The sequence below is a fragment of the Halioglobus maricola genome (assembly GCF_009388985.1).
Lineage (GTDB): Bacteria > Pseudomonadota > Gammaproteobacteria > Pseudomonadales > Halieaceae > Halioglobus > Halioglobus maricola.
Genome location: NZ_CP036422.1, coordinates 138,382 through 157,822 on the forward strand (window position 1 = coordinate 138,382; position 19,441 = coordinate 157,822).

The following is a 19,441-nucleotide window of genomic DNA, read 5'->3' on the forward strand; positions in this document are numbered from 1 at the left end:
GCCTGCCAGTGGCACCGCGGTTGCGCCAGCGCTGGCCTGTGGGTAGAGTGCCGCTTTCCGCCACTTCCCTGGAGCTATTGCCATGAGCCTGCTGACTACTCCCCTGGACGCGTTGCATCGCGAGTTGGGTGCCAAGATGGTGCCCTTTGCCGGTTATGACATGCCGGTGCAGTACCCTGCCGGCATTATCAAGGAGCACCTGCACACGCGGGGGGCCGCGGGCCTTTTTGACGTGTCCCACATGGGCCAGGTGGTTATCACCGGAGACGGGGTGGCGGCGATGCTCGAGACCCTTGTGCCAGTCGATGTCGAAGGCCTGGGGATCGGCAGCCAGACCTACGCCCTGTTCACCAATCCAGCCGGTGGCGTGCTGGACGACCTGATTATCACCCGCTGGGCGGAAGACACTTTCTTCCTGGTCGTGAATGCCGCCTGCAAGGAGCAGGATATTGCCCATCTGCGCTCGCACCTGAGCGGCCAGCAACTCGACGTTCTGGAAGATCAGGCACTGCTGGCCCTGCAGGGTCCGCAGGCACGCGCTGTGATGGCCGAACTCTGTCCGGCGGCAGCCAGGCTGACATTTATGCATGGCTGTCGCGCAGATACTGATGGCACCGAGATTTACATTACCTGTTCTGGCTATACCGGCGAAGACGGTTTCGAAATATCGATGCCGGCCTCTGCTGCGGAAGGGCTGGCACGTCGCCTGCTCGATTTCGATGAGGTTGAGCCGATCGGTCTGGGAGCGCGGGATTCACTGCGTCTGGAGGCGGGTCTCTGTCTCTACGGCCACGAGCTCGATACAGAGATCGACCCCGTGCAGGCTGGCCTGATGTGGTCCATCAGCAAGGCACGCCGCGCTGATGGTGCGCGCCCGGGGGGCTTCCCCGGTGCTGACGTTATCTTTGATCGGATGCTTAACAAGCCGCCGCTGCGCCGGGTCGGCCTGGCGGTTGACGGAAAACGACCTGTGCGCGAAGGCCAGACAGTGGTTGATGGTGAGGGGCGCCAGATAGGTGAAGTCTGCTCCGCCGCCTTTGGTGCCAGTTATGGTGGACCGATCGCGATGGCCTTCATCGAGCGCGAGCTGGGTGAGCCGGGCACTGCACTGGCGGTAGAGGTGCGCGGGAAGCTGGTGCCTGTGACGGTCACCAAAATGCCCTTCAGCCCGCAGCGTTATTATCGCGGATAGTGCGGGGGGGTTGTTCCCGCCCAGGATCGGGGTTCAACTGCGGCGGTAGGCCCGGCTTGCGCAGAGCCAGGTAGCCGGCCTTTGCGGCGCGCAGCGGTGTGGCCAGTGCCCGCCAGGGGCGGTAGCGCAGCAGCAAAAATGCCAACGCTGCTAACGCGGCTAAGCCGCCTAGGCCGAGTAATTGTTCGCGGTAATGGGTGGTCTCGCCAGCGGCCTCTGTGGCCACATCTCCAATGACAGTCACTGGCAGTGCCGGCAGGGTGATCACCTCCAGCGTGCCACTGCGTGTGTTCCACCAGAAAAAATCTTCCGCCGGCAGCGTGTAGTTACCCGGCTTCTCCGCCACATAGCTGATGCTCTGGATTCTGCTGGCTCGGGTCTCGCCCCGGTTCAAGCGATTGCTCAGCTCCGGTGTGCCGGGATAGGCCGCCAGGCCGGGGATGTCTTCAGGGCTGAAGTCGGGCAGCATCATTGCCTGCACGTCGCTGGCGAGAAACTCGACCTTGCGCTCGAATGCCTCTCCAGGCTCCAAAGCGTCGACGTCCCGATCGATGGATTGCTGGGCACTGAACTGGGGAGCCGCAACCCAGAAATCCGCTTGCTCCAGTGCCTCTGGCAGGGTGGCGCTGAAGGTCACCGCGGGTGCCATTGCCGAGCCTGCGAGGTTGCCCAGCTCGCCGCCGTTTACCTTGAGCGAAATCTCGATGGGCCCGACCGAGAATTCGCCGGCGCGCTGGGGGTAAATGTCGATGGTCCAACGTTGCACGACCCAGGTCTGGCCGTTGCGCCTTTCGCTGGAGTTATTGGCGAATTCCTCGGTCTGCAGAATAACCAGACCCGGCACTTCAGGCAGACGGATGCGCGCTCCACCGGTGAACCAGGTGCTGGTGGCGATCTCAATCTGGAGGTTGGTTCGCTGCCCGGGGACCAGGCCCTCGGCGGGCGCTATGCTGCTGTCGATCGTGAGCTGGCCACTGTCCAGTAAGGGAGCCAGTGGTTCCTCTGCGTGGGCAGGCAGTGCGAGCAGGGCACAGAGAGCGACAATCGCCGCGGCAAGCTTCACTTGGGTTGCTCCCGCTGTTGTAGCTGCATGTTGAACTTCGCTGCGAGGAAATTGGAGGGATCTTTCTGCACCCCCTTTAGCCACATATCACGGGTGGCTTCGCTGCCCAGAATTTCCTCGGCGGAGTACTGCTTGAGCTCCACCTGCTCAAAGCTGAGCTTCTCTGCGCCTTCGGCGGGAACGGCGTCATCACCACCCATTTCCCGTTCTTCAGAGCTGCCTTCTTCGCCCTGTTGGGACTCACTCATGCGGTTGATGTCGTCGATGATGCTTTGCACCTTGTCGCGGTTCGCCTGGGCGCCCGGGTAGTCCGGGTTTCGGGCCAGCAGACGATCGTAGCGCTTTACGGCGCGCAGGAAGTCGCGGGCGTGGGAGCGAGCATTCGCCTCGTTGAACAGTGCATCGTCGCTGTCGGAGCGGGAGAAGTACTCTGCCGCCTGCATGAAGTCTTCGTTGTAGTAGGAGGCGATGCCTTTCCACATGGGGTTGTCGAAGTGTCGTGCTGAGGCGCGGTAGTCGCCAAACTGTAATAACAAGCGGCCTTGCTGATCGGGCGTGAGCCACAGGTCGGCAAACCATTGGCCCAGTGCGAAACCCTGTGCTTCGACAGTGGCCTCCTCTTCGGGAGGCGCGGTTTCTGCGTTTGCTGGTTGTGGCTGTCCGGCAAGTATTAGCGGCAGCAACAACCAACTCCAGCTCAGGGTCCAGCCCTTGCGGAACCACATCAGGAACAGCGCCAGAGCGACGAAAACCAGGGGGTAGCCGCTGTCCAGCCAGGGCAGGGCATCGTCGTCAATGACCACGTAGTGAGATTCAATGCGGCGTTCGATGGCGCGCACGTCGCTGTCATCGATGGTCAGGTCGAAGTAGTGACCACCGGCGTCGTCTGCAAGATTGTCCAGGGCGCGCTTGTCGAGAGGCACAGCGCCATCACTGTCCAGACTGCTGCCAATTCCCAGCACGATGAGCTGGTGTGGCCGGGTAGCAAAGTACTCGCTGAAGGCGGCCTGGGAATCGGCGCCGAGACCATCGCTGAGCAGCACAACGGTAGCCGGTGAATTGGTGTCACGCAGGATATCGTCTACCAGCGGCAGGGCGTACTCGGGAAATTTGCCTCGCCGAGGCATCATCTCGGGTTTGATGGCTTCGAGGTACTGATTCAGCACATCCTGGTCTGCAGTCAGTGTGAGCACGGTGTGGGCGGAACCGGCATAGGCGATGACTGCCGAGCGCTTGTCCGGTCGCAGCGCCAGTAAGTCGGAGGCCTTGTGGCGTGCTCGAGCGACCCGGGATGGCTGGATGTCCCTCTGGTTCATAGATGAGGAAGCATCCAGCAATAGCACCAGAGCTGATTCGTCTTCTGATAGAGGCGAGGGCTGCTGGCGCCAACTGGGGCCGGCCAGCACGATGGCGGTAGTGAGAGCAAATACGAGACCGAAACTGGAGGGGTTGATCCAGCGTGAATCGTTTTTCTCCAGGCGCAGGTGAGACAGTAGATGGGGCGCGATGATGCCACTAAACATGTCGCCCTGGTCCTTGCGCGTACGCATCACTGCAGCCAACACCATCCAGGCCACTATTATCAGCAGCCACCAGGGTCTGAGCAGGTGAAAATGCTCGAGATCAGGTAGCACGGCTTTGCCTCCCCTGGCGCCAGGTCCACAACGCCATAAACAGGTGGTAGCAGAGGAACAGCACGACCGCGGCCGCCACCGGAACCCAGTGCAGGCTCTGCTTTGGGCGGAAGGAGACGCTCTCGTAGAGTTCGGGCTCCATGCTTGCAATTGTCTCGTAGGCAGCGTGCATCTGATCCTGATCAAGGGCCTGGAAACTCGCGCCCCCGGTCAATTCGCTAACGCGTTCGATGGTCTGCATATCCAGAGCGTCTTCGCCCACGGTGGCTGGGTCGCCGATGGCGATAGTGTAGATTCTTATCTCGTTGGCGGCGGCGACCTTGGCTGCGTCAATGGGCGGGACTGTACTGCCAGTGTCATTGCCATCGGTGAGCAGAATCAGTACACGATTGTCTGACGCATTTTCCCTGAACAGTTTGATCGCGAGGCCGATGGCGTCGCCGAATACGGTGCTGGGGCCTGCCATACCAATTTCGGTTTCTCCCAGAAGCTGACGCCAGACTTCATGATCATCAGTAAAAGGGGTTTGCAGGTACGCGGCAGCGCCGAACACGATCAGGCCAAGGCGGTCCGAAGCGCGCTGACGTGCCAGTTCGTCCAACACTCGCTTGACCGCTTCCAGCCGATTGAGTGTGGTGCCGTCGGGAAGAGAGAAGTCTCTCGCCTCCATTGAGCCTGAGAGGTCCACAGCAACCATCAGGTCGCGGCCTGACTTCTGCTGTTCAATGGGTGCGCCTATCCACTGGGGCTTGGCAGCTGCCAGTACCAGGCAGAGCCAGGTGGTGGTGACAAGAATTTTCTGAATACGACTACGACGAAGGATGCGCGCGCCTTCTTCCGGGCGCTGCTCACTGAGCTCAACCAGCTTGTCAAAAAATGGCACTTTTACCGAGTCGCGGCTTTCCTTGTAGGCCGGCATGAAGCGCATCAAGATGGGCAGGGGGAGCAGTGCCAGCGCCCAAGGCAACGCGAGTTCAATCACCGAAACGATTCCTGTGCGCACTGAGCCAGCGCACGCTGGCCTCGATCAGGGCGCTGCGGTCGTTTTTGTCGAGGGCATCTTCGGCGTAAATACCCTCTGCCAGGCACTGGCATTGGGTCGCGTCGAAGGCAGGCTCTGAACAGCGGCTATTGAGGAAGTTGATCCACTCCTGTCCCGACAGGCTTGCCACGTCCGTGCGCGAATACGCCGCCAGCGCTGCGCGCTTCAGTATCTGGTTGATCTCCCTCGCATGATTGCCGGCTTGCGGCAGACTCTGAAGTTGCAGGCGGGCCTCTTTGCGGTATCGATTGCGGTACCAGTAGCGAATTCGGCGCCAGCTGTATCGCCCCAGTAAGACCAGAATAACCGCCCCCACAGCATACCAACCCGGGGTCTGCGGCCACCAGTTGACGGCCTCCGGTGAAACGACTTCATGGAAATCGTCGCCCAGAACGTAGTTGCCGAAGATGTCCGGTAGCGGAGGCAGACTCACTGCAGCACCCGCTGGCCGCCCAGCTGTTTGCGCAGTTGGGCCGCGGTGGAGTCGCTGGTATGAACGGGGATGACAGGAATCTGGTGGCGCAGGAGTTCGGCCTGCACATTGGCGTACGAGCTCTCGACACTGGCTTCAAAGCGCTGGCCCAGATCCTCGCGAACCGGGTCGATCTCCAGTTGGTAACGGCCGTCGCTCACGACCAGCTGGTCTGCGCTGGAAATGTCTCTTTCCAGAGGGTCGTACACCATGGTGCAGATGATGTCATTGTGTTCGCCGATGCGACGGATGCCCTGCAGGCTTCGTTCGTCCCAGCCAAAAAAGTCAGAAACGAGAATCACCAGGTAGTCGTGGCTGATCATGCGCTGGGTGGCATCGAGGGCTTCGGCCAGTGCTTCTGGGCGGGCTATGGTGCCTGAGTTGACCGACAGCTGTCGGTTCATGGTCTCCAGGTCGCCAAGCCAGGCCATGACTTTTTTCTCACTGCGCGAAGGCCGTACGTCCAGAATGCGTTCGTCATTGAACAGGATGGCGCCGATGCGATCGCCGACGCCGAGTACGCGCCACGCGGTCATTGCCGCGACCTCTGCGGCGACCACGGATTTCATCTTCAATTCGCTGCCGAAAAACATCGGCAGGCGCTGGTCGACAACGACGATCACTGGCCGATCCCGCTCCTCGGTGTACACCCGCACATGGGGCTTGCCAGTGCGGTTGGTAACCCGCCAGTCCATGGTGCGGATGTCGTCTCCTGGCCGGTAGTGGCGCAGCTCATCGAAATCCAGGCCGCGCCCGCGCAGCTTGCTGCGCTTGCGGCCAGCGAGCAGTGAGCGCACCGGCTGTTTCGGCAAATAGCTGAAACCACCGGCGGTGTAACGCAGGCGAACCAGAGATTGCAGGCTGGTATAAATGCCTTCTTCTTCAGTCACGATGTCAGCCCACGGCCACCTGGGCAATGATTTCGTCGATGACATCATCGGCGCTCACGCGGTCGGCGAGGGCCTCGTAACTGAGAATCAGGCGGTGGCGCAGCACCGCGTGTGCGACCGATTGGACGTCGTCAGGGGTGACATGATCGCGGCCATCCAGCCAGGCGCTGGCACGCGCGGTGCGATGCAGGGCAATGGTTGCTCGGGGGCTGGAACCAGTGTCCACCCATGACGCGAGTTTCTCGCAGTAGGCTTCCGGCTGACGAGTGGCCATGACCAGATCGACCAGATACCGCTCCACCGGTTCGGCTATTTTCATAGCGCCTATGGTGTCTCGCGCCGCGAAGATATGGTCTTGCGAGATGGCCGTTAGTTCGGCACCGGCGGCGGCTTCTTCCGCCTGTAACATGCGCACAATAGCGAGCTCTGCGTCGCTGGTGGGGTAGTCGACAGATATTTTCATCAGGAAGCGGTCCATCTGTGCTTCCGGCAGAGGGTATGTACCCTCCTGTTCAATCGGATTTTGTGTGGCCAGGACCATAAACAGGGCAGGTAGTTTGTAGGTTTTTCCCGCCACGGTAACCTGGCGCTCTTCCATCGCTTCCAGCAAGGCGGCCTGCACTTTGGCGGGTGCGCGGTTGATTTCATCAGCCAGGACCAGTTCGTTGAAGATAGGCCCCTGCTGGAAGATCAGTTCAGATACCCCTTGATTGTCCTGATATACCTCGTTTCCCGTGACGTCTGAGGGGAGCAGGTCGGGAGTGAACTGGATGCGACCAAGATTTGCTTCCAGCACGCTGGAGAGTGTTTTGATCGAGCGGGTCTTGGCCGTTCCCGGCAGGCCCTCTAGCAGGACATTGCCATTACACAGCAGAGCCAGGGTCAGCGTTCGCACTACCTGATCCTGACCGATAACCGAACGAGCCATTTGTTCCATCATCGAATGTATTGCGCTGAGATTTTCCTGGGACAAGGGAGGCTTCCTTATTCATCGAGGTGTCTGCTGCAAGTATAGCCAAGGGCGGCCGTTGGTGTTGCCTGAATATTGCGCGCTAGTGGGCCCAGTCGCGCTGGGCGCTGAACTGTTTTGAGAGATACTCCATCTGGTCGGCGAGGATGCGATCCTTGGCCAGATAGTGCCACTCGAAGGGATTGGGGCGAAACGGTACCGCCAGTAAGGGCATGTTCGCTTCTTCCGGCGTCAGATTGTCCTTCTGCCAGTTGCAGCGACGGCATGCAGCCACCACATTTTCCCAGCGATCCCGGCCGCCACGCGATGTGGGCTTGACATGGTCGCGCGTGAGTTCGCCACGTGTATATTGCTGGCCGCAGTACAGACAGCGATGACCGTCACGGCGAAACAGCGTGCGGTTACAAAGAGGAGGGCAAAAATTCTGGACGACCCTGCCCTGCAGGGCAATGATGGGTTGCAGGTCTATTCTTGAGCGGATACCGGTGAGCCTTTGTACACCACCAAAAACGGGGGGAAGAGGGTCCCCGATGCCCCATATGACATCGCCTTTGGCGTAGGCAGAAACTGCCTCTTGTGCGCTGATCCAGCCACGGGGCTGGCCCGCAATGTTCAGTCGCAGAATCGTTTGCATGAGTGCTCACTCGCAGACCTGCTTTCACGCTACTGCAAAACTGTGACGATAACAATCGTCAATTTAACGGCGAGATCAATTCAATTGCGAGGAGGGTCGTGCTCTCGATTTGCTCGAAGACTCTTTGCTGATGCCGTAATCCAGCTCGAATACCTGAACCGGTAATGGCTTGTCGAAGACATAGCCTTGCAGCACGTCGCAGCCCAGGTCCGACAGACGCTGGGCAATCTCCATCGACTCCACACCCTCTGCGACAACGCGCATGGAGAAGTTGTGCGCAAGGTCGATCACGGCTTTCACGATGGCGAGATCTTTTTTGGAGTCCAGCATCGAGCTGACGAAGCTTTTGTCGATCTTGATTTCATCGACTGGCAGGTCGCGGAAATATGATAGTGAGGAAAATCCGGTACCGAAGTCGTCCAGCGAGATTTTTACACCCAACTCACGCAGGCGACTCAGCTGCTGCAGCATCACCTGGGGGTCGTCGATCATAACGCGCTCGGTCACCTCGATGGTGAGCCTGCCGGGTTTGACCCCGTAGATATCGAGCGCGTCGTGCACGACAGAAACGATCTGGTCGTTCAGAAGCAGGTTTGGCGCGACGTTGACGGCGATACTCAGGTCTCCCGGCCAGCGCGCCAGACGGGCCGTCGCCGACTTGATGGCGAACCAGGTAATGTGGGTGATGACATCGTGTCGTTCGGCGATCTGAATGAACTTGTTAGGGCCGATCAGCGCGTCGCGGGTGTGCCAGCGAAGCAGTGCCTCGGCCCCCACCAGTGAGTGATACTGAGCGTGAACCTTGGGCTGATAGTGCAGTTGCAAGTCGCCTACTTCGAGGGCGTTTTCCAGTTTGCGGACCAGTTTGCGCTCGGCGTCCGGGTCCATCTCCTCTTGCGGTTGGTAGAGATCGAACGGGCGGGAACTGCTGCGAGCCTGGCGCAGAGCCAGGCCTGCTTCGCGCATTGCGTTTTCACGATTGGCCTCACCCGCTGACACCTGGGTGAAGCCGGCGGTGAATTCGAGATTAACCGGGCGGCCGAACTGGTAGTGCGGTTCCTGAAAAATACGCTGTAGTTTGGCGGTGGCAAGTTCGAGTTCGCCGCGGCTGCCAACACCCTTCAGTTCGACGCAGAAACGGCCGTCCTCGAGTATTTTCAGTTCGTCTTTGGAGCGAATCCAGCCTTGGAGTCGCTTGATGAAAACTTCCTGCAGTTCGCTGAAAGAGGCGCGCCCGTGGCGGTTCAGCAGTGTCTCAGCGTCTGCCAGTTCTACCAGGCCGATCATGTTGCCACGTGAGGCCATTAGATAAAGTATTCCTCACTGTCCAGGCCATAGCTGCCCGGCAGGAGTTCGCGGGTTATCCAGCGCTCTGAGCCCGTGTCCTGCAGGCTCAGGTCGACGATGCAGGGGTCGCGCTCTTTTTGCTCTTCATCGAGTACGATAATAATTTCTGGCTTAAGCCTGCGGGTGTCGTTCTGGCGTGTGACTATACCTACCTCGCCGGAATTCAGTTCTACCAGTGTTCCTGTGGGAAACAGGCCGATGGCCTGGATAAATTGTTCTACCAGAGATTCCTGGAACAGGGTGCCCTTGCCGTCCATGAGTTCCTGGATCGCTTCGTGGGATGTGCGGGCAGGAGCATAGGGACGGGGTGTGATCATGGCGTCGTAGGCATCGACCAAGCCGGCGATGCGTGCCAGTACCGGTATTGAGGAGCCCTCCATGCCGCGTGGGTAGCCGGAGCCATCCACCCGCTCGTGATGGTTCTCGACGATCGCCAGGACCTCAATGCTCACATCGCTGTTTTTTGCCACCAGTTCCGCGCCCATCTTGGGGTGGGCGTGGATGATACGCAGTTGTTGATCGCTGAGTGCCTGGGGCTGGCTCAGCAGGTCTGCCGGTAATTGGGTCATGCCCACATCACACATGGCACAACCCAGAGCAAGAGTTTCCAGTTCGTCCCTGTGCAGGCCGATTTGCCTGCCCAGAATTGCGGCCCACACGGCCATGGAAATACCGTGTTGGTAGCGGTAGTCGTCGCTCTCGCGCAAGCGTAGCAGGGCGGCAACGGCTTCCTTGTTGTTGAACACGCTCTCGATGAGCGGGGTGATGGATTCCTGTACCGTCTCTATGTCTCCAGTGCGCCCACTGCGCAGAGACTCGTAGACCTTATCCAGTGTATTGGCCGCGTTGTCGAAACAGATTCTGGCGTGGGCGAGGTCCTCTTTGATCTCGAGGCGCTTCTTGCCCTCGCCTGCGGTAGGTTCCAGTGCCAGATTGAGGAAAACGGGCCGGCCGCTATACTCGGCATCGACGAAGACGTGCTCGACGTATTTAGAGACGTAGAGCACTTCGGAAGTGTTCTGGATGACAAAGCCCTGCAGTGAAAATGGCGTCTCCAGCCACGGGCGATCCAGCTCGGCTACGAACATACCGGGCTGTAAACTCATGGCTGGCATCTTTACAAGACGCATCTTCGCACTCCGTGCGTATTTGTCAGAAATAGCAGGCTATTTGCCCTAATCGTCCAAGTCGATTAAAAATCGGACAATTCGTGAATGAGTTCTCTTTCTGGTCGCAAAACTGTGAACCAGGTCGCATTTTTTCAAATTGCTTGCCAGGTGTGACTCACGAGTGTCCGCCCCTTGCTTGCAATGGTTCCAGTATAGCTCGTGCCTGGCTGGACAGGGCCAACCCCGGCGGGCGTCCCAGTCATTACAACGTCGCCGTCTTCCAGGGTCGTGAATTTTGCGAGCTGCTCGAGGATGGTCGCAGGGGGGTACATCATGAGATCGCAGTGGCCTGACTGGCGCAGTTCATTGTCGACAGTGAGCGTCAGTGCCAGCGTGGCAAGGTCTGACTCCAGGGGGATAAATTCGCTGAACAAGGCCGCGCCATCAAACGCCTTGGCCCGCTCCCAGGGGAGCCCATTTTGCTTCAAACGCCCTTGTAGCGCGCGTTTCGTAAGGTCCAGGCCGAAGCCCGCGGCGCTGAATTTTCCGCCCTCTACCAGGAGTGCAATTTCACCTTCGTAGTGCAGGGCCTCGCCGTCGGATGCGCTCTGCAGCGTTGAGCCAATCGCCGAGTTGGGTTTCATGAACACCACCATATCGTCGGGAATTTCATTGCCAAGCTCTTCGATGTGCGCCACATAGTTACGGCCTATGCAGACAATTTTCGAGGGGACGAGGGCGCGATCTTGGCAGTAAACAGAATTCATACAGATCAATATCGAAAGCGATTGTAATTGCAAGTATACCTTGCGAGCAGCACAGTGAGGCTTCAGCGGCATTGAATATCGCTGGACCGCCCATGGCGCTTGCGCACATAATAGCGCATTGGTCTAGCGGCCCTGCCGTGAAGCTGGCAGCACACCCGATGGAATCAGACAATGAGTAACCGCAGTACCGACACAGGTGGACATTCCCACTTCCGCTCCGAGCGCATGATTCTCGAGGGTGACAAGTGGTTTTTTCATACCCGTGAAGGCACTATCGAAGGGCCTTTCACCTGCAAGCACGATGCTCTGATCCAGCTGGATATGTATATTCGAGTACAGCAGCAACATTACCTCTCCAGGGAATACGACCAGCTCCAGGTCAGCTGACCTGCCTCTGCCCGCCTGTGCTACGCTGCTGGTACAATTCCAATAACGGGTGAGCGCCATGGATTTTTCCTCTCTCAACTGGCTGGCTATAGTGGTGGCCGGTGTATCTGCATTTGTGGTGGGCGGTATCTGGTACGGCCCGTTCTTTGGCAAGCGCTGGCAGGCTCTGGTGGGTCTTTCCGACGAAGATATACGAGCCAAGGGTCACCCGGCGGTGATTATGGGCAGCGCCCTCGTGCTCACTCTGGTGCAGGCTACCGCGCTGGCACTGGTCATCCCTGCAGGCAGCGGCATCGGTAGTGCCCTCGGCAGTGGAGCTCTCATCGGCTTGCTGTTTGTGGCCACGGCATTTGGCGTCAACTACCTGTTTTCACGCAACGCATTGGGCCTTTGGGGCATCGATGCCGGTTATAACGTCGCCCAGTTCGCGCTCATGGGCGCTATTATCGGAGCTTTTGGCTGACAGAAATCCAGGGCCCGTTCCAGACAGAATGGGCCCGGCTGTCGCATAATTTCGCCATGTCGTACGAATTGTTTGCAGGCCTGGCGATGTTCTCTTTCGTCAGCTCCATTACCCCCGGCCCCAATAACCTGATGCTGATGGCTTCAGGCGCAAACTTTGGCCTGGCCCGTTCGCTGCCGCATATGGCGGGGGTGGCGCTTGGCTTTACTGCCATGATTGTTCTGGTGGGCTTGGGTTTGCTGGGTTTGTTTGATGCCTACCCTGTCAGTTACGAGATTCTCAAGGTCCTGAGCGTGGTGTATCTGCTCTATCTCGCGTGGAAAATAGCCACTGCAGGAGCCACTCCGGGAGCAAGTGAGTCCGGCGAAAAAGCGGGCACGCCGATGACGTTTATCCAGGCGGCCCTGTTTCAATGGGTGAACCCGAAGGCCTGGACCATGGCCCTGACCAGTCTTAGCGTGTACGCGCCCAGCCAGGACCTGACGGCCGTCTTGCTGGTCGCCGTGGTATTTGGCGCTATCAACCTTCCCTGTATTTCGGTGTGGACCCTGGCCGGCCTTCAGCTCCAGCGTTTGCTCACCAGCCGGCGCCGCTTACTTGCGTTCAACCTGGCGATGGCATTGTTGTTAGTGGTGTCGCTCTATCCCGTGGTGCTTTGATCGCTACTCCGCAGTGTCGCTGGATGTGATCTGATGCCGGCTGGGGTAATGCTCAACCTCAGGTGTTAGCAATTTGCGATCGAGAAACTCGAAGATATCGCGGCTGAGCACATTGCGTCCCACGGGGGTCATCGATAGAAACGGCTGCCAGTGATTGTAGGGGTACACTATGCGCTCCGGTTCCCCGGTGGCAGTGAACAGGAGTTCTCTGGAGGCCTGCGGAATACAGTCGTCCTTGCTGCTTTCGATAATCAGGGTGCCCTCAGGGCGGTAGTGCCCTTGCCAGTTAGCGGGGTCACCCTCGGCCAGCATTTGGTGAAAGTAGTCCCGGTATTGCTCCTGACTCCAATCCAGAGTCTTGGTCACACGCTTGCGCATGTACTCTACGACCAGATTGCATTCTGCCATCATGTCGCCTGGTCTGGCGCCGCCGAGCACGTAGACCGCCGTGCTTATGCGCGGGTCATTGCCGGCCACATTGGCGCCGACCAGGGCGCTCATGCTGAAGCCGATAATACCGATGCGGCTAGTGTCGATCTCCGGCTGGCTTTCCGCCCAGTCAATAAGGCGACGGACATCAATGACGACGGCCCGAAAACGTTCACTGGCAGCCTCTACTTCGTGTCGAAATTCGGCTTCGCTGTCCACTTCTGCAATATGGAACCAGTCAAAAATCGCGCCGTCACCCTGCATCCACAACACATTGGCCTCGCCCTCGCTGTGCAGCGCGTAGCCATTGGCAACCACGGTGGAGGGGAAGGTATGGGTGGCCCAGATTGGCAACACAATCAGCAATGGTTTTTTACCCATGCCGTGCGATCGAAAGTAGCGTGCGTCCACCAGATTGTCGGGTTGGCCGTTGCGTTCACTTGAGGGGAAGCGAATGCCGCTGACGTGATAGCCATCAATCTGCTCAAAAGGTAACGCGTAGGTATCGGGTTGGACCAGAGCCGGCGTGTAGTCGTAGAAGCCTGATTCCATCGACACCTTCATTGCCGATGCAGCGCTTGAGCTTGTGTGATTGTATGGCTGGTGTTCATGAGTAGTGCACGCCGTTGCCAGCGCTGCCAATATCAGGGCCGGGATACAGTTGAATATGCGTAGGTGTGTTTCGATGCTGGCGGTCAATGCTTAGTTCTCTGGAATCCTCAGGTCGAATTTAGGCGATGCGGGCGAATCAATCCACAATATTCTCCCCGCCGTCATCCATCTTCTGTGGTCGTTTCCAGTAGGAATATTGGGGCGTCCAATCTTCATTGCCAATGCGCGCCAGGCTTAATAGCTGCCACATGCTGCAGTACTGGTCGCCGGGGCCAAAGCTGCTGCCACCGAGTCGTTGGATACGATCGCCATTGAGTTGGTAGCACACGGCGCCTGGAGCGTTGCCCTGCTCCGGCTCGGTACTTTGTTCCTTGATATACAGGCCGCCACCGTGGGAAGCGGTGCGGAAGCGCCAGCCACGGGCGTTGGCCATCCGACGTTGTTCGCCCGGTTCGTCGCGCGAAACCAGCACCACACTCATGGCGTTTTCCAGGTGGGGTAAAAAAGCGTTTATGCCATCTGCCCATAGTGTGCAGTAGCGGCAACCCTGACCCATGTTGTGAATAACCAGCAGTTTGTCGCGGCCGGAGAACAGTTCCCTCAGGCTGGTGGTCCCTTCCAGCGTCTGGAACGGATAGTCGGCTACCTCCGGTGTGTCCGATTGCAGTCGCAAGCTGTGCAGCTCCTGACCCAGTTCATAGATCTGCGCTTCGAGTTTCCGTATCTGATCGCTGCTCATGGGCTTCCTCCAGGATTGCCAGATCAAGTATAGACCGCTGCAGAAAAGCGATGTCTGGTTACTGCTAAATCGAGCTCTGTTCGATACACTGGAAGCATAAAAAATAAAGCGGAACTGCCTATATGTACGATGTGGCCAATACGGTTTCTCGGGTTGCCAACGAGACTTACACGCACAGTCGCCGGATCATGCCGGCCCAACCCTGGTGGGACAATCTCGAGAGCAGTTTTCACAAGTTCCCCGACGATTTCGAACTCGACCTGCGCACGGAGTTGACGGTGGATGCGACCGCCTTCGGCGATGTGCTGTTGCGCACGGCTGGGGCGAGTATGTTGAGTGGCCTCGCCGTTCCGCGCAGTTTTCAGCCCATGCAGTTGAAGCGCGATGCAGGGTTGCGCGCCTATTACCAGCGCAAGGCCACCCGGGCTGACCCGGATGTTTTCTTCAAGCGGCCTGATTCCTCGCGCGTGGAGATGCAGACGTCCAGCGCTGGCCCGATGCGCTTTCGCCCGAAAGATGGTAGTTGTGAACTGCTCAGTTTCGAAAGCCCGTTCCGCGCGGTAAACCCCAAGATGCGTGAGCGTTATGCGCGACAAAAGCGCAATGCGCGGGCAGTGGCCCAATACTGGCGTCACAATGACGGCCCACGGCCTACGATCGCCGTGATTCACGGTTTTATGGCGGACCCGTATTGGCTCAACCGGATGTTTTTCGCTCTGCCGTGGTTCTACAAGCAGGGCTACGATATTTTGCTCTACACCCTGCCGCACCACGGCAAGCGTGCTGAGCGCCTGTCACCTTTCAGTGGCCACGGGTTCTTCTCCCACGGCACGGCGCATATCAGCGAGTCCTTCGCCCACGCGGTGCATGATTTTCGGATATTCCTGGATTGGCTGGAGTCTGAGGGTGTGAGCAAGGTCGGTGTTACTGGCATTAGTCTCGGTGGATATACCTCAGCCTTGTTAGCTTCGGTTGAGGAGCGCCTGGAGTTTGCGATTCCCAACGTACCTGTGGTCAGCCTGGCTGACCTGGTGATGGAGTGGTTCCCGGTGAGTGTCCCGATCAAGGCTGCGCTCAAAGCGACCGGTACCAGCATCACCCAGATCCGCCATGAACTGGCTGTACACTCGGCACTCACTTACCAGCCAAAATTGCCACGTGAGCGATTGATGGTAATAGCCGGTGCCGGCGATCGTCTTGCACCGCCCAAGCATGCCCGGCTGTTGTGGGACCATTGGGACCGGCCGCGAATTCACTGGTTCCCGGGCAATCACCTGGTGCATCTGGACAAAGGTAAATACCTCAAACAGATGGCAGCTTTCATGACCGAGATTGGCTTTAACCGGATGTAGGGTTGCGCGGGGTGAGGGCCAGCTGACGCGAAAGCGCGACAAGTCGCCCGCTCTGGTCCCATATCTCCCCGTCTTCTTCCAGCATGCCTCCGGTGATGAATCGTGTGCTGAAGCGGCAGCGCAGCCAGCCCGGCTCGGGCAGACCCCGGACCTGCGTGGTCATTTCCACGGTGGGCACCCAGCCTATTGGCAGCGCGGTGTTGAAGATTGTCGGCGGGAAGGCGTCAGCAAATAGCATCAGTGCGAAAGCATCGACCGGCTGCTCTTCCGGTAGCCGGATCCAGCCGCGGGTCTGGGGCTCGCCCGTGGGCTTGCCGGCGAGGCCGCCAGCGTCCTCCGGGTGCATGCGCATATCGAGATTGGCCATCAGCGGCGGTGGAAATCCCTTCGGGCTGGGCTCCAGTTTCACACAATCCTCAGGCGGGGGCATTTCGGGGGGTTCGGCGTCTATCAGGACCGCGCCAGCGACATTGGCCAGCTCGCCAAAACAACCCAGCAATTCCAGAATCGGTTTGTCCGGGCCCATCATCGTGGCGCGTGCGGTGGTAAAGGTGCGCCCGGTTTTGACGATATCGGTGCTTATATGGACCGGACCCGGTCTGCCGGGTGAGAGATAGTGAGCGGTGACCGATACCGGGTGCGGCCTGCTTGCGGCCGACATGGCTCGGGCAGCCAGGGCCATCAGGTATCCGCCGTTGGCATTGCCGCCGATATCCCAGCCACTGTGGATTTCGGCATCAAATCCGTTGCTGCTGGGAGTGACGTTGGTGGCTTTGGCAAAGTCCATAGCGGAACCTCAGGAAAATGGCGTTCTACTTTGAAACCGGATAGCCGTCAGGTCAAGCCTCGAGCTGGCGCCGACGGTAGCGGTAGAGCGAGAGCGACGCACTTGCGACGAGGACGATAGCGCAGCCCAGCAACTTGCGCGCCGTCAGTTCCTCATCCAGGAACAGCACAGAGCCGATGACTGCCCCTGGCAGGTAGAGGAAGTAGATCATGCTCGAATAGATCGCCGGCAATTCGGTACTGCTTTTGACCCATAGGCCGTGCGAGACCACAGTGCAGAGGAGGCCAAGGGCCAGCAGCTGATAGATGTCTGTTCGCTGCAGAGCCCAGTTGGCTTCGCTCCACAGCGGCAGGAATACCACGAGGGCGAAAAAGAACTGGCCGAAGGTACGCTCCAGGGTGCTGATGTCGCTGGCGCGCTGATGCAGGAGAGGCATGGCCGCATACAGCAAGGCCGCGAACAGCCCAATCGCAATCCCCAGGGTCACGTCGTTCTCCAGCGATAACTCCGGGGACACGATGATACAGCCACCGAAAGAGATGGCGATGGCCAGCCATTCCACCGGCTTGATGCTTTCGCGGTTGAAGAAGTAGGCGAGTATCAGATACTGCACGCTGTATGTGAGTACGGTGAGCGTGGCGATGGACGCTGTGGCGAGCTTGATACTGAGGAAATAAGCGAGCCAGTGAAACCCGAAAGTGCAGCCTATCAGGGCAAGTTGCAGCCACTGTTTGCGCGTAAAACTAAAAACGTGGCCGCGGAATAAAACCAACGGCATAAAAGCGAGCACAGCAATTGCGAGGCGTACGATGCCCACGGTCACGGCGTTGGCATCTGTGGATTTTACCAGCACGGGGACCGCTGACATGGTCAGAACGGCGACAACCCCCACCAGAATCAGCCGAGAGCGGTCCATTGCTAGCGTGTATAGGCCTGAATCAGGTCGGCGTGCTGTGGAAAAGCGTCGAGTAAGGGAGCGCGCTCGCCGAGTGTCATGTCACTGTATTCAAACCCCGGTGACACCGCTTCACTGACCAACCCATAGTCGCCCTGTGGCAGGTGGGAGGCTTTCCATATCCCCCCGCGCACGGTGAGCTGGAGCTGCTGCCCGGCCGCCAGGTCCGGGCCAAGAACGGCCGTTTCCAGGTGGCCATCCGGGTGCAGCATGTAGTAATGCACCGGCGCCCCAAGGTGGTAATAATGGACGATATCGGAGCGATTCAGGTGCCAGTGGCCGGTAGGGGAGTCGGCGGTGAGCAGGTAGTAGATGGAGGTCATCGTATAGCGCGGACCGTCGCCGATATCGACCTTGGGACGATCGTCGGCCTGGAAGGTACGTTTGAAATACCCGCCTTCGACATGTGCTTGGAGGCCGAGATTCTCGATGACAGTGGCACGATCGGGGTAATTCACAGGTGGCTCCTCGCTCGCCTGAAGGGTGGAGGCCAACGCCAGCAGCATGGTCGGGCCCCATTTCATTGACCGGGCGCCTGCGCTGTCAGCGCACTGCGCACTTTATCTGACGCTTTCTGCACATCACTGCGAAGCGCCGCGTTGTTCAGCGTCAGCACCTCGCGGTTCTGCATCAGCAACTTGCCCGCGACAATGGTAGTGACAACATCGCTCGCATCCAGCGTGTAAACCAGGTGCGAGCGGATATCGTAAAGCGGTTGTCGCGCGAGACCGGTGTAATCAACCTGAATCATATCCGCCTGCATACCTGGCTTCAGCTGGCCTATGGTATCTGCCATGCGAATAGCCGCTGCTCCGGTGCGGGTGGCCATGGCAAGTGCGGTCGTGGCGGGGAGGGTTGTGGGTTCGCCACTGGCAACTTTGTGCAGCAGAGCCGCCATACGTACTTCCTCCCACATATCCAGGTCGTTGTTGGATGCGGCGCCATCGGTTCCCAGGCCAACATTGACCCCTGCCGCGAGCATTGCCGGCACCGGCGAAATGCCGGCGCCCAGCTTCATATTGCTGGTGGGGTTGTGGATTGCACCGACCCCGGCCGCAGCGGTCAATGCGATGTCTTTGTCATCGAGCTGCACCATGTGGGCGGCAATCAGGCGGCGGTCGTACAAGCCTAGCCCGGCCACATGCTGCACCGGTGTGGTGGCAAAGTGTTCGCGAATATACGCTGTCTCGGCTGGCGCTTCAGCCAGGTGCATTGAGATCATCGCGTCGCTGCCAGCAGCGGCCTCGACGGTCGCCTGCAGGTGTTTTGCCGACACTGTGTAGGGAGCATGGGGGGCGAAGGCGGGGGTAATCCGTGGGTGCTTGCCTGTCCATCGTGTGACAAAGTCTTTCGCAGCTGCGAACGAGTCGTCCCAGCCGGAGAAGCCCGGGCTGGGGTAGTCGATATGGGGTGCGGCCACGACTGCGCGCAGGCCGCATTCATCCACCACGCGAGCGATTTCATCGGGGTAAAAATACATATCGACAAAGGTGGTGGTGCCGCCGCGAATCATTTCCCAGCATGCTAGCTGGGTGCCGGTGCGCACAAACTCCGGCGTGACAAAGCGCCCTTCCATCGGAAACACATAGTTGTTCAGCCAGGTCATGAGGTCGAGATCATCAACCATGCCGCGAAAGAGGGTCATAGCGGTGTGCGTGTGGCCGTTGATCAGGCCCGGCATCAGAACCCGGCCAGCGCCCGGAATCGTTTTGGTGGCGACGTACCGACTGTCGATGTCACTGCGCTTGCCCGCCGCGATAATACGGCCGCCACTGATGGCGACAGCGCCGTCTTCTATCAGGCCAGTCTCAGGGTCCATGGTGAGGAGATAATCGCCGTAGACAATCAGGTCGGGTGGCTCGGCTGCGACTGCACCAGAACCGAGCACGGACAGAAGTATTATTGTCAGGAATGAGCGCAAGCGGAGCTCCAGAACAT

21 protein-coding genes are annotated in these 19,441 nt (G+C 59.0%); 5 read left to right on the plus strand and 16 right to left on the minus strand.

Annotated features, from left to right (window positions below; genetic code table 11):
- Nucleotides 1–82: 82 nt before the first annotated feature.
- Complete coding sequence (gene gcvT, locus EY643_RS00630) at nt 83–1,192, plus strand: glycine cleavage system aminomethyltransferase GcvT (RefSeq protein ID WP_152660383.1); 1,110 nt, start codon at nt 83–85, stop codon at nt 1,190–1,192.
- Here the strand turns inward: gcvT and EY643_RS00635 are convergent.
- The 10 genes from EY643_RS00635 to EY643_RS00680 form a co-directional block, all read right to left on the minus strand.
- Complete coding sequence (locus EY643_RS00635; RefSeq protein WP_170287212.1) at nt 1,164–2,255, minus strand: BatD family protein; 1,092 nt, start codon at nt 2,253–2,255, stop codon at nt 1,164–1,166. The genes gcvT and EY643_RS00635 overlap by 29 nt on opposite strands.
- Nucleotides 2,252–3,889, minus strand: a complete 1,638-nt coding sequence (locus tag EY643_RS00640; protein ID WP_152660385.1) for a vWA domain-containing protein — start codon at nt 3,887–3,889, stop codon at nt 2,252–2,254. The genes EY643_RS00635 and EY643_RS00640 overlap by 4 nt, the downstream gene beginning before the upstream one ends.
- On the minus strand, nt 3,879–4,871 hold the full coding sequence (locus tag EY643_RS00645; protein WP_170287213.1) for a vWA domain-containing protein: 993 nt from the start codon (nt 4,869–4,871) through the stop codon (nt 3,879–3,881). The genes EY643_RS00640 and EY643_RS00645 overlap by 11 nt, the downstream gene beginning before the upstream one ends.
- On the minus strand, nt 4,864–5,364 hold the full coding sequence (locus tag EY643_RS00650; RefSeq protein ID WP_152660386.1) for a DUF4381 domain-containing protein: 501 nt from the start codon (nt 5,362–5,364) through the stop codon (nt 4,864–4,866). Before EY643_RS00650 ends, EY643_RS00645 begins: the two co-directional genes overlap by 8 nt.
- Nucleotides 5,361–6,293 (minus strand): DUF58 domain-containing protein, encoded by a 933-nt coding sequence (locus tag EY643_RS00655; RefSeq protein ID WP_240732782.1) that lies wholly within the window; start codon nt 6,291–6,293, stop codon nt 5,361–5,363. The genes EY643_RS00650 and EY643_RS00655 overlap by 4 nt, the downstream gene beginning before the upstream one ends.
- A gap of 4 nt (nt 6,294–6,297) precedes the next feature.
- Nucleotides 6,298–7,266 (minus strand): AAA family ATPase, encoded by a 969-nt coding sequence (locus EY643_RS00660; RefSeq protein WP_420841632.1) that lies wholly within the window; start codon nt 7,264–7,266, stop codon nt 6,298–6,300.
- A 79-nt stretch (nt 7,267–7,345) separates the two neighbouring features.
- A complete protein-coding gene (locus EY643_RS00665) occupies nt 7,346–7,897 on the minus strand; it encodes an HNH endonuclease (protein WP_152660387.1) in 552 nt (183 codons plus the stop codon).
- A gap of 75 nt (nt 7,898–7,972) precedes the next feature.
- Nucleotides 7,973–9,202 carry a putative bifunctional diguanylate cyclase/phosphodiesterase gene (locus EY643_RS00670; RefSeq protein WP_152660388.1) on the minus strand — a complete coding sequence of 410 codons (1,230 nt, stop codon included), beginning with the start codon at nt 9,200–9,202 and terminating at the stop codon, nt 7,973–7,975.
- Entirely contained in the window at nt 9,202–10,374 is a 1,173-nt protein-coding gene (locus EY643_RS00675) for an HD-GYP domain-containing protein (protein WP_152660389.1), read from the minus strand. Before EY643_RS00675 ends, EY643_RS00670 begins: the two co-directional genes overlap by 1 nt.
- A 131-nt stretch (nt 10,375–10,505) precedes the next feature.
- Nucleotides 10,506–11,051 (minus strand): fumarylacetoacetate hydrolase family protein, encoded by a 546-nt coding sequence (locus EY643_RS00680; RefSeq protein WP_240732783.1) that lies wholly within the window; start codon nt 11,049–11,051, stop codon nt 10,506–10,508.
- Between the two features lie 240 nt (nt 11,052–11,291).
- Between EY643_RS00680 and EY643_RS00685 the strand changes: the two genes are divergently transcribed.
- Genes EY643_RS00685 through EY643_RS00695 form a run of 3 tightly spaced genes read left to right on the plus strand, consistent with a single transcriptional unit; the run spans nt 11,292 to nt 12,629 of the window.
- The gene (locus EY643_RS00685) at nt 11,292–11,507 is read left to right on the plus strand and encodes a DUF6316 family protein (RefSeq protein ID WP_152660391.1); all 216 of its coding nucleotides are present in this window, start codon (nt 11,292–11,294) and stop codon (nt 11,505–11,507) included.
- A gap of 58 nt (nt 11,508–11,565) precedes the next feature.
- Nucleotides 11,566–11,970, plus strand: a complete 405-nt coding sequence (locus EY643_RS00690; protein WP_152660392.1) for a DUF1761 domain-containing protein — start codon at nt 11,566–11,568, stop codon at nt 11,968–11,970.
- 56 nt (nt 11,971–12,026) lie between these two features.
- A complete protein-coding gene (locus EY643_RS00695) occupies nt 12,027–12,629 on the plus strand; it encodes a LysE family translocator (RefSeq protein WP_152660393.1) in 603 nt (200 codons plus the stop codon).
- A gap of 3 nt (nt 12,630–12,632) precedes the next feature.
- On the opposite strand, the gene EY643_RS00700 is transcribed toward EY643_RS00695, so the two are convergent.
- Entirely contained in the window at nt 12,633–13,610 is a 978-nt protein-coding gene (locus EY643_RS00700; RefSeq protein WP_152660394.1) for a dienelactone hydrolase family protein, read from the minus strand.
- A gap of 196 nt (nt 13,611–13,806) precedes the next feature.
- Nucleotides 13,807–14,409 (minus strand): DUF899 family protein, encoded by a 603-nt coding sequence (locus tag EY643_RS00705; protein WP_152660395.1) that lies wholly within the window; start codon nt 14,407–14,409, stop codon nt 13,807–13,809.
- A gap of 122 nt (nt 14,410–14,531) precedes the next feature.
- On the opposite strand from EY643_RS00705, the gene EY643_RS00710 reads away from it, so the two are divergent.
- Nucleotides 14,532–15,761, plus strand: a complete 1,230-nt coding sequence (locus tag EY643_RS00710) for an alpha/beta hydrolase family protein (protein WP_152660396.1) — start codon at nt 14,532–14,534, stop codon at nt 15,759–15,761.
- On the opposite strand, the gene EY643_RS00715 is transcribed toward EY643_RS00710, so the two are convergent.
- The 4 genes from EY643_RS00715 to EY643_RS00730 are packed head-to-tail and all read right to left on the minus strand — an operon-like array spanning nt 15,748 to nt 19,424.
- Complete coding sequence (locus tag EY643_RS00715) at nt 15,748–16,548, minus strand: thioesterase family protein (protein ID WP_152660397.1); 801 nt, start codon at nt 16,546–16,548, stop codon at nt 15,748–15,750. The two genes, EY643_RS00710 and EY643_RS00715, sit on opposite strands and share 14 nt — an antisense overlap.
- 52 nt (nt 16,549–16,600) lie before the next feature.
- A complete protein-coding gene (locus tag EY643_RS00720; protein WP_152660398.1) occupies nt 16,601–17,464 on the minus strand; it encodes a DMT family transporter in 864 nt (287 codons plus the stop codon).
- 2 nt (nt 17,465–17,466) lie between these two features.
- Nucleotides 17,467–18,027, minus strand: coding sequence for a cupin domain-containing protein (locus EY643_RS00725; protein WP_240732784.1), 561 nt, complete (start codon nt 18,025–18,027; stop codon nt 17,467–17,469).
- Nucleotides 18,024–19,424 (minus strand): amidohydrolase family protein, encoded by a 1,401-nt coding sequence (locus tag EY643_RS00730; RefSeq protein WP_152660399.1) that lies wholly within the window; start codon nt 19,422–19,424, stop codon nt 18,024–18,026. The genes EY643_RS00725 and EY643_RS00730 overlap by 4 nt, the downstream gene beginning before the upstream one ends.
- Nucleotides 19,425–19,441 lie beyond the last annotated feature (17 nt).

What these genes read in the sequence shown, in the direction of transcription:
- EY643_RS00715 (WP_152660397.1), bottom strand. Translation starts at nt 16,548, where the DNA reads ATGGACTTTGCCAAAGCCACCAACGTCACTCCCAGCAGCAACGGATTT.
- gcvT (WP_152660383.1), top strand. Translation starts at nt 83, where the DNA reads ATGAGCCTGCTGACTACTCCCCTGGACGCGTTGCATCGCGAGTTGGGT.
- EY643_RS00710 (WP_152660396.1), top strand. Translation starts at nt 14,532, where the DNA reads ATGTACGATGTGGCCAATACGGTTTCTCGGGTTGCCAACGAGACTTAC.
- EY643_RS00685 (WP_152660391.1), top strand. Translation starts at nt 11,292, where the DNA reads ATGAGTAACCGCAGTACCGACACAGGTGGACATTCCCACTTCCGCTCC.
- EY643_RS00675 (WP_152660389.1), bottom strand. Translation starts at nt 10,374, where the DNA reads ATGCGTCTTGTAAAGATGCCAGCCATGAGTTTACAGCCCGGTATGTTC.
- EY643_RS00670 (WP_152660388.1), bottom strand. Translation starts at nt 9,202, where the DNA reads ATGGCCTCACGTGGCAACATGATCGGCCTGGTAGAACTGGCAGACGCT.
- EY643_RS00725 (WP_240732784.1), bottom strand. Translation starts at nt 18,027, where the DNA reads ATGAAATGGGGCCCGACCATGCTGCTGGCGTTGGCCTCCACCCTTCAG.
- EY643_RS00665 (WP_152660387.1), bottom strand. Translation starts at nt 7,897, where the DNA reads ATGCAAACGATTCTGCGACTGAACATTGCGGGCCAGCCCCGTGGCTGG.
- EY643_RS00705 (WP_152660395.1), bottom strand. Translation starts at nt 14,409, where the DNA reads ATGAGCAGCGATCAGATACGGAAACTCGAAGCGCAGATCTATGAACTG.
- EY643_RS00720 (WP_152660398.1), bottom strand. Translation starts at nt 17,464, where the DNA reads ATGGACCGCTCTCGGCTGATTCTGGTGGGGGTTGTCGCCGTTCTGACC.
- EY643_RS00695 (WP_152660393.1), top strand. Translation starts at nt 12,027, where the DNA reads ATGTCGTACGAATTGTTTGCAGGCCTGGCGATGTTCTCTTTCGTCAGC.
- EY643_RS00690 (WP_152660392.1), top strand. Translation starts at nt 11,566, where the DNA reads ATGGATTTTTCCTCTCTCAACTGGCTGGCTATAGTGGTGGCCGGTGTA.
- EY643_RS00700 (WP_152660394.1), bottom strand. Translation starts at nt 13,610, where the DNA reads ATGGAATCAGGCTTCTACGACTACACGCCGGCTCTGGTCCAACCCGAT.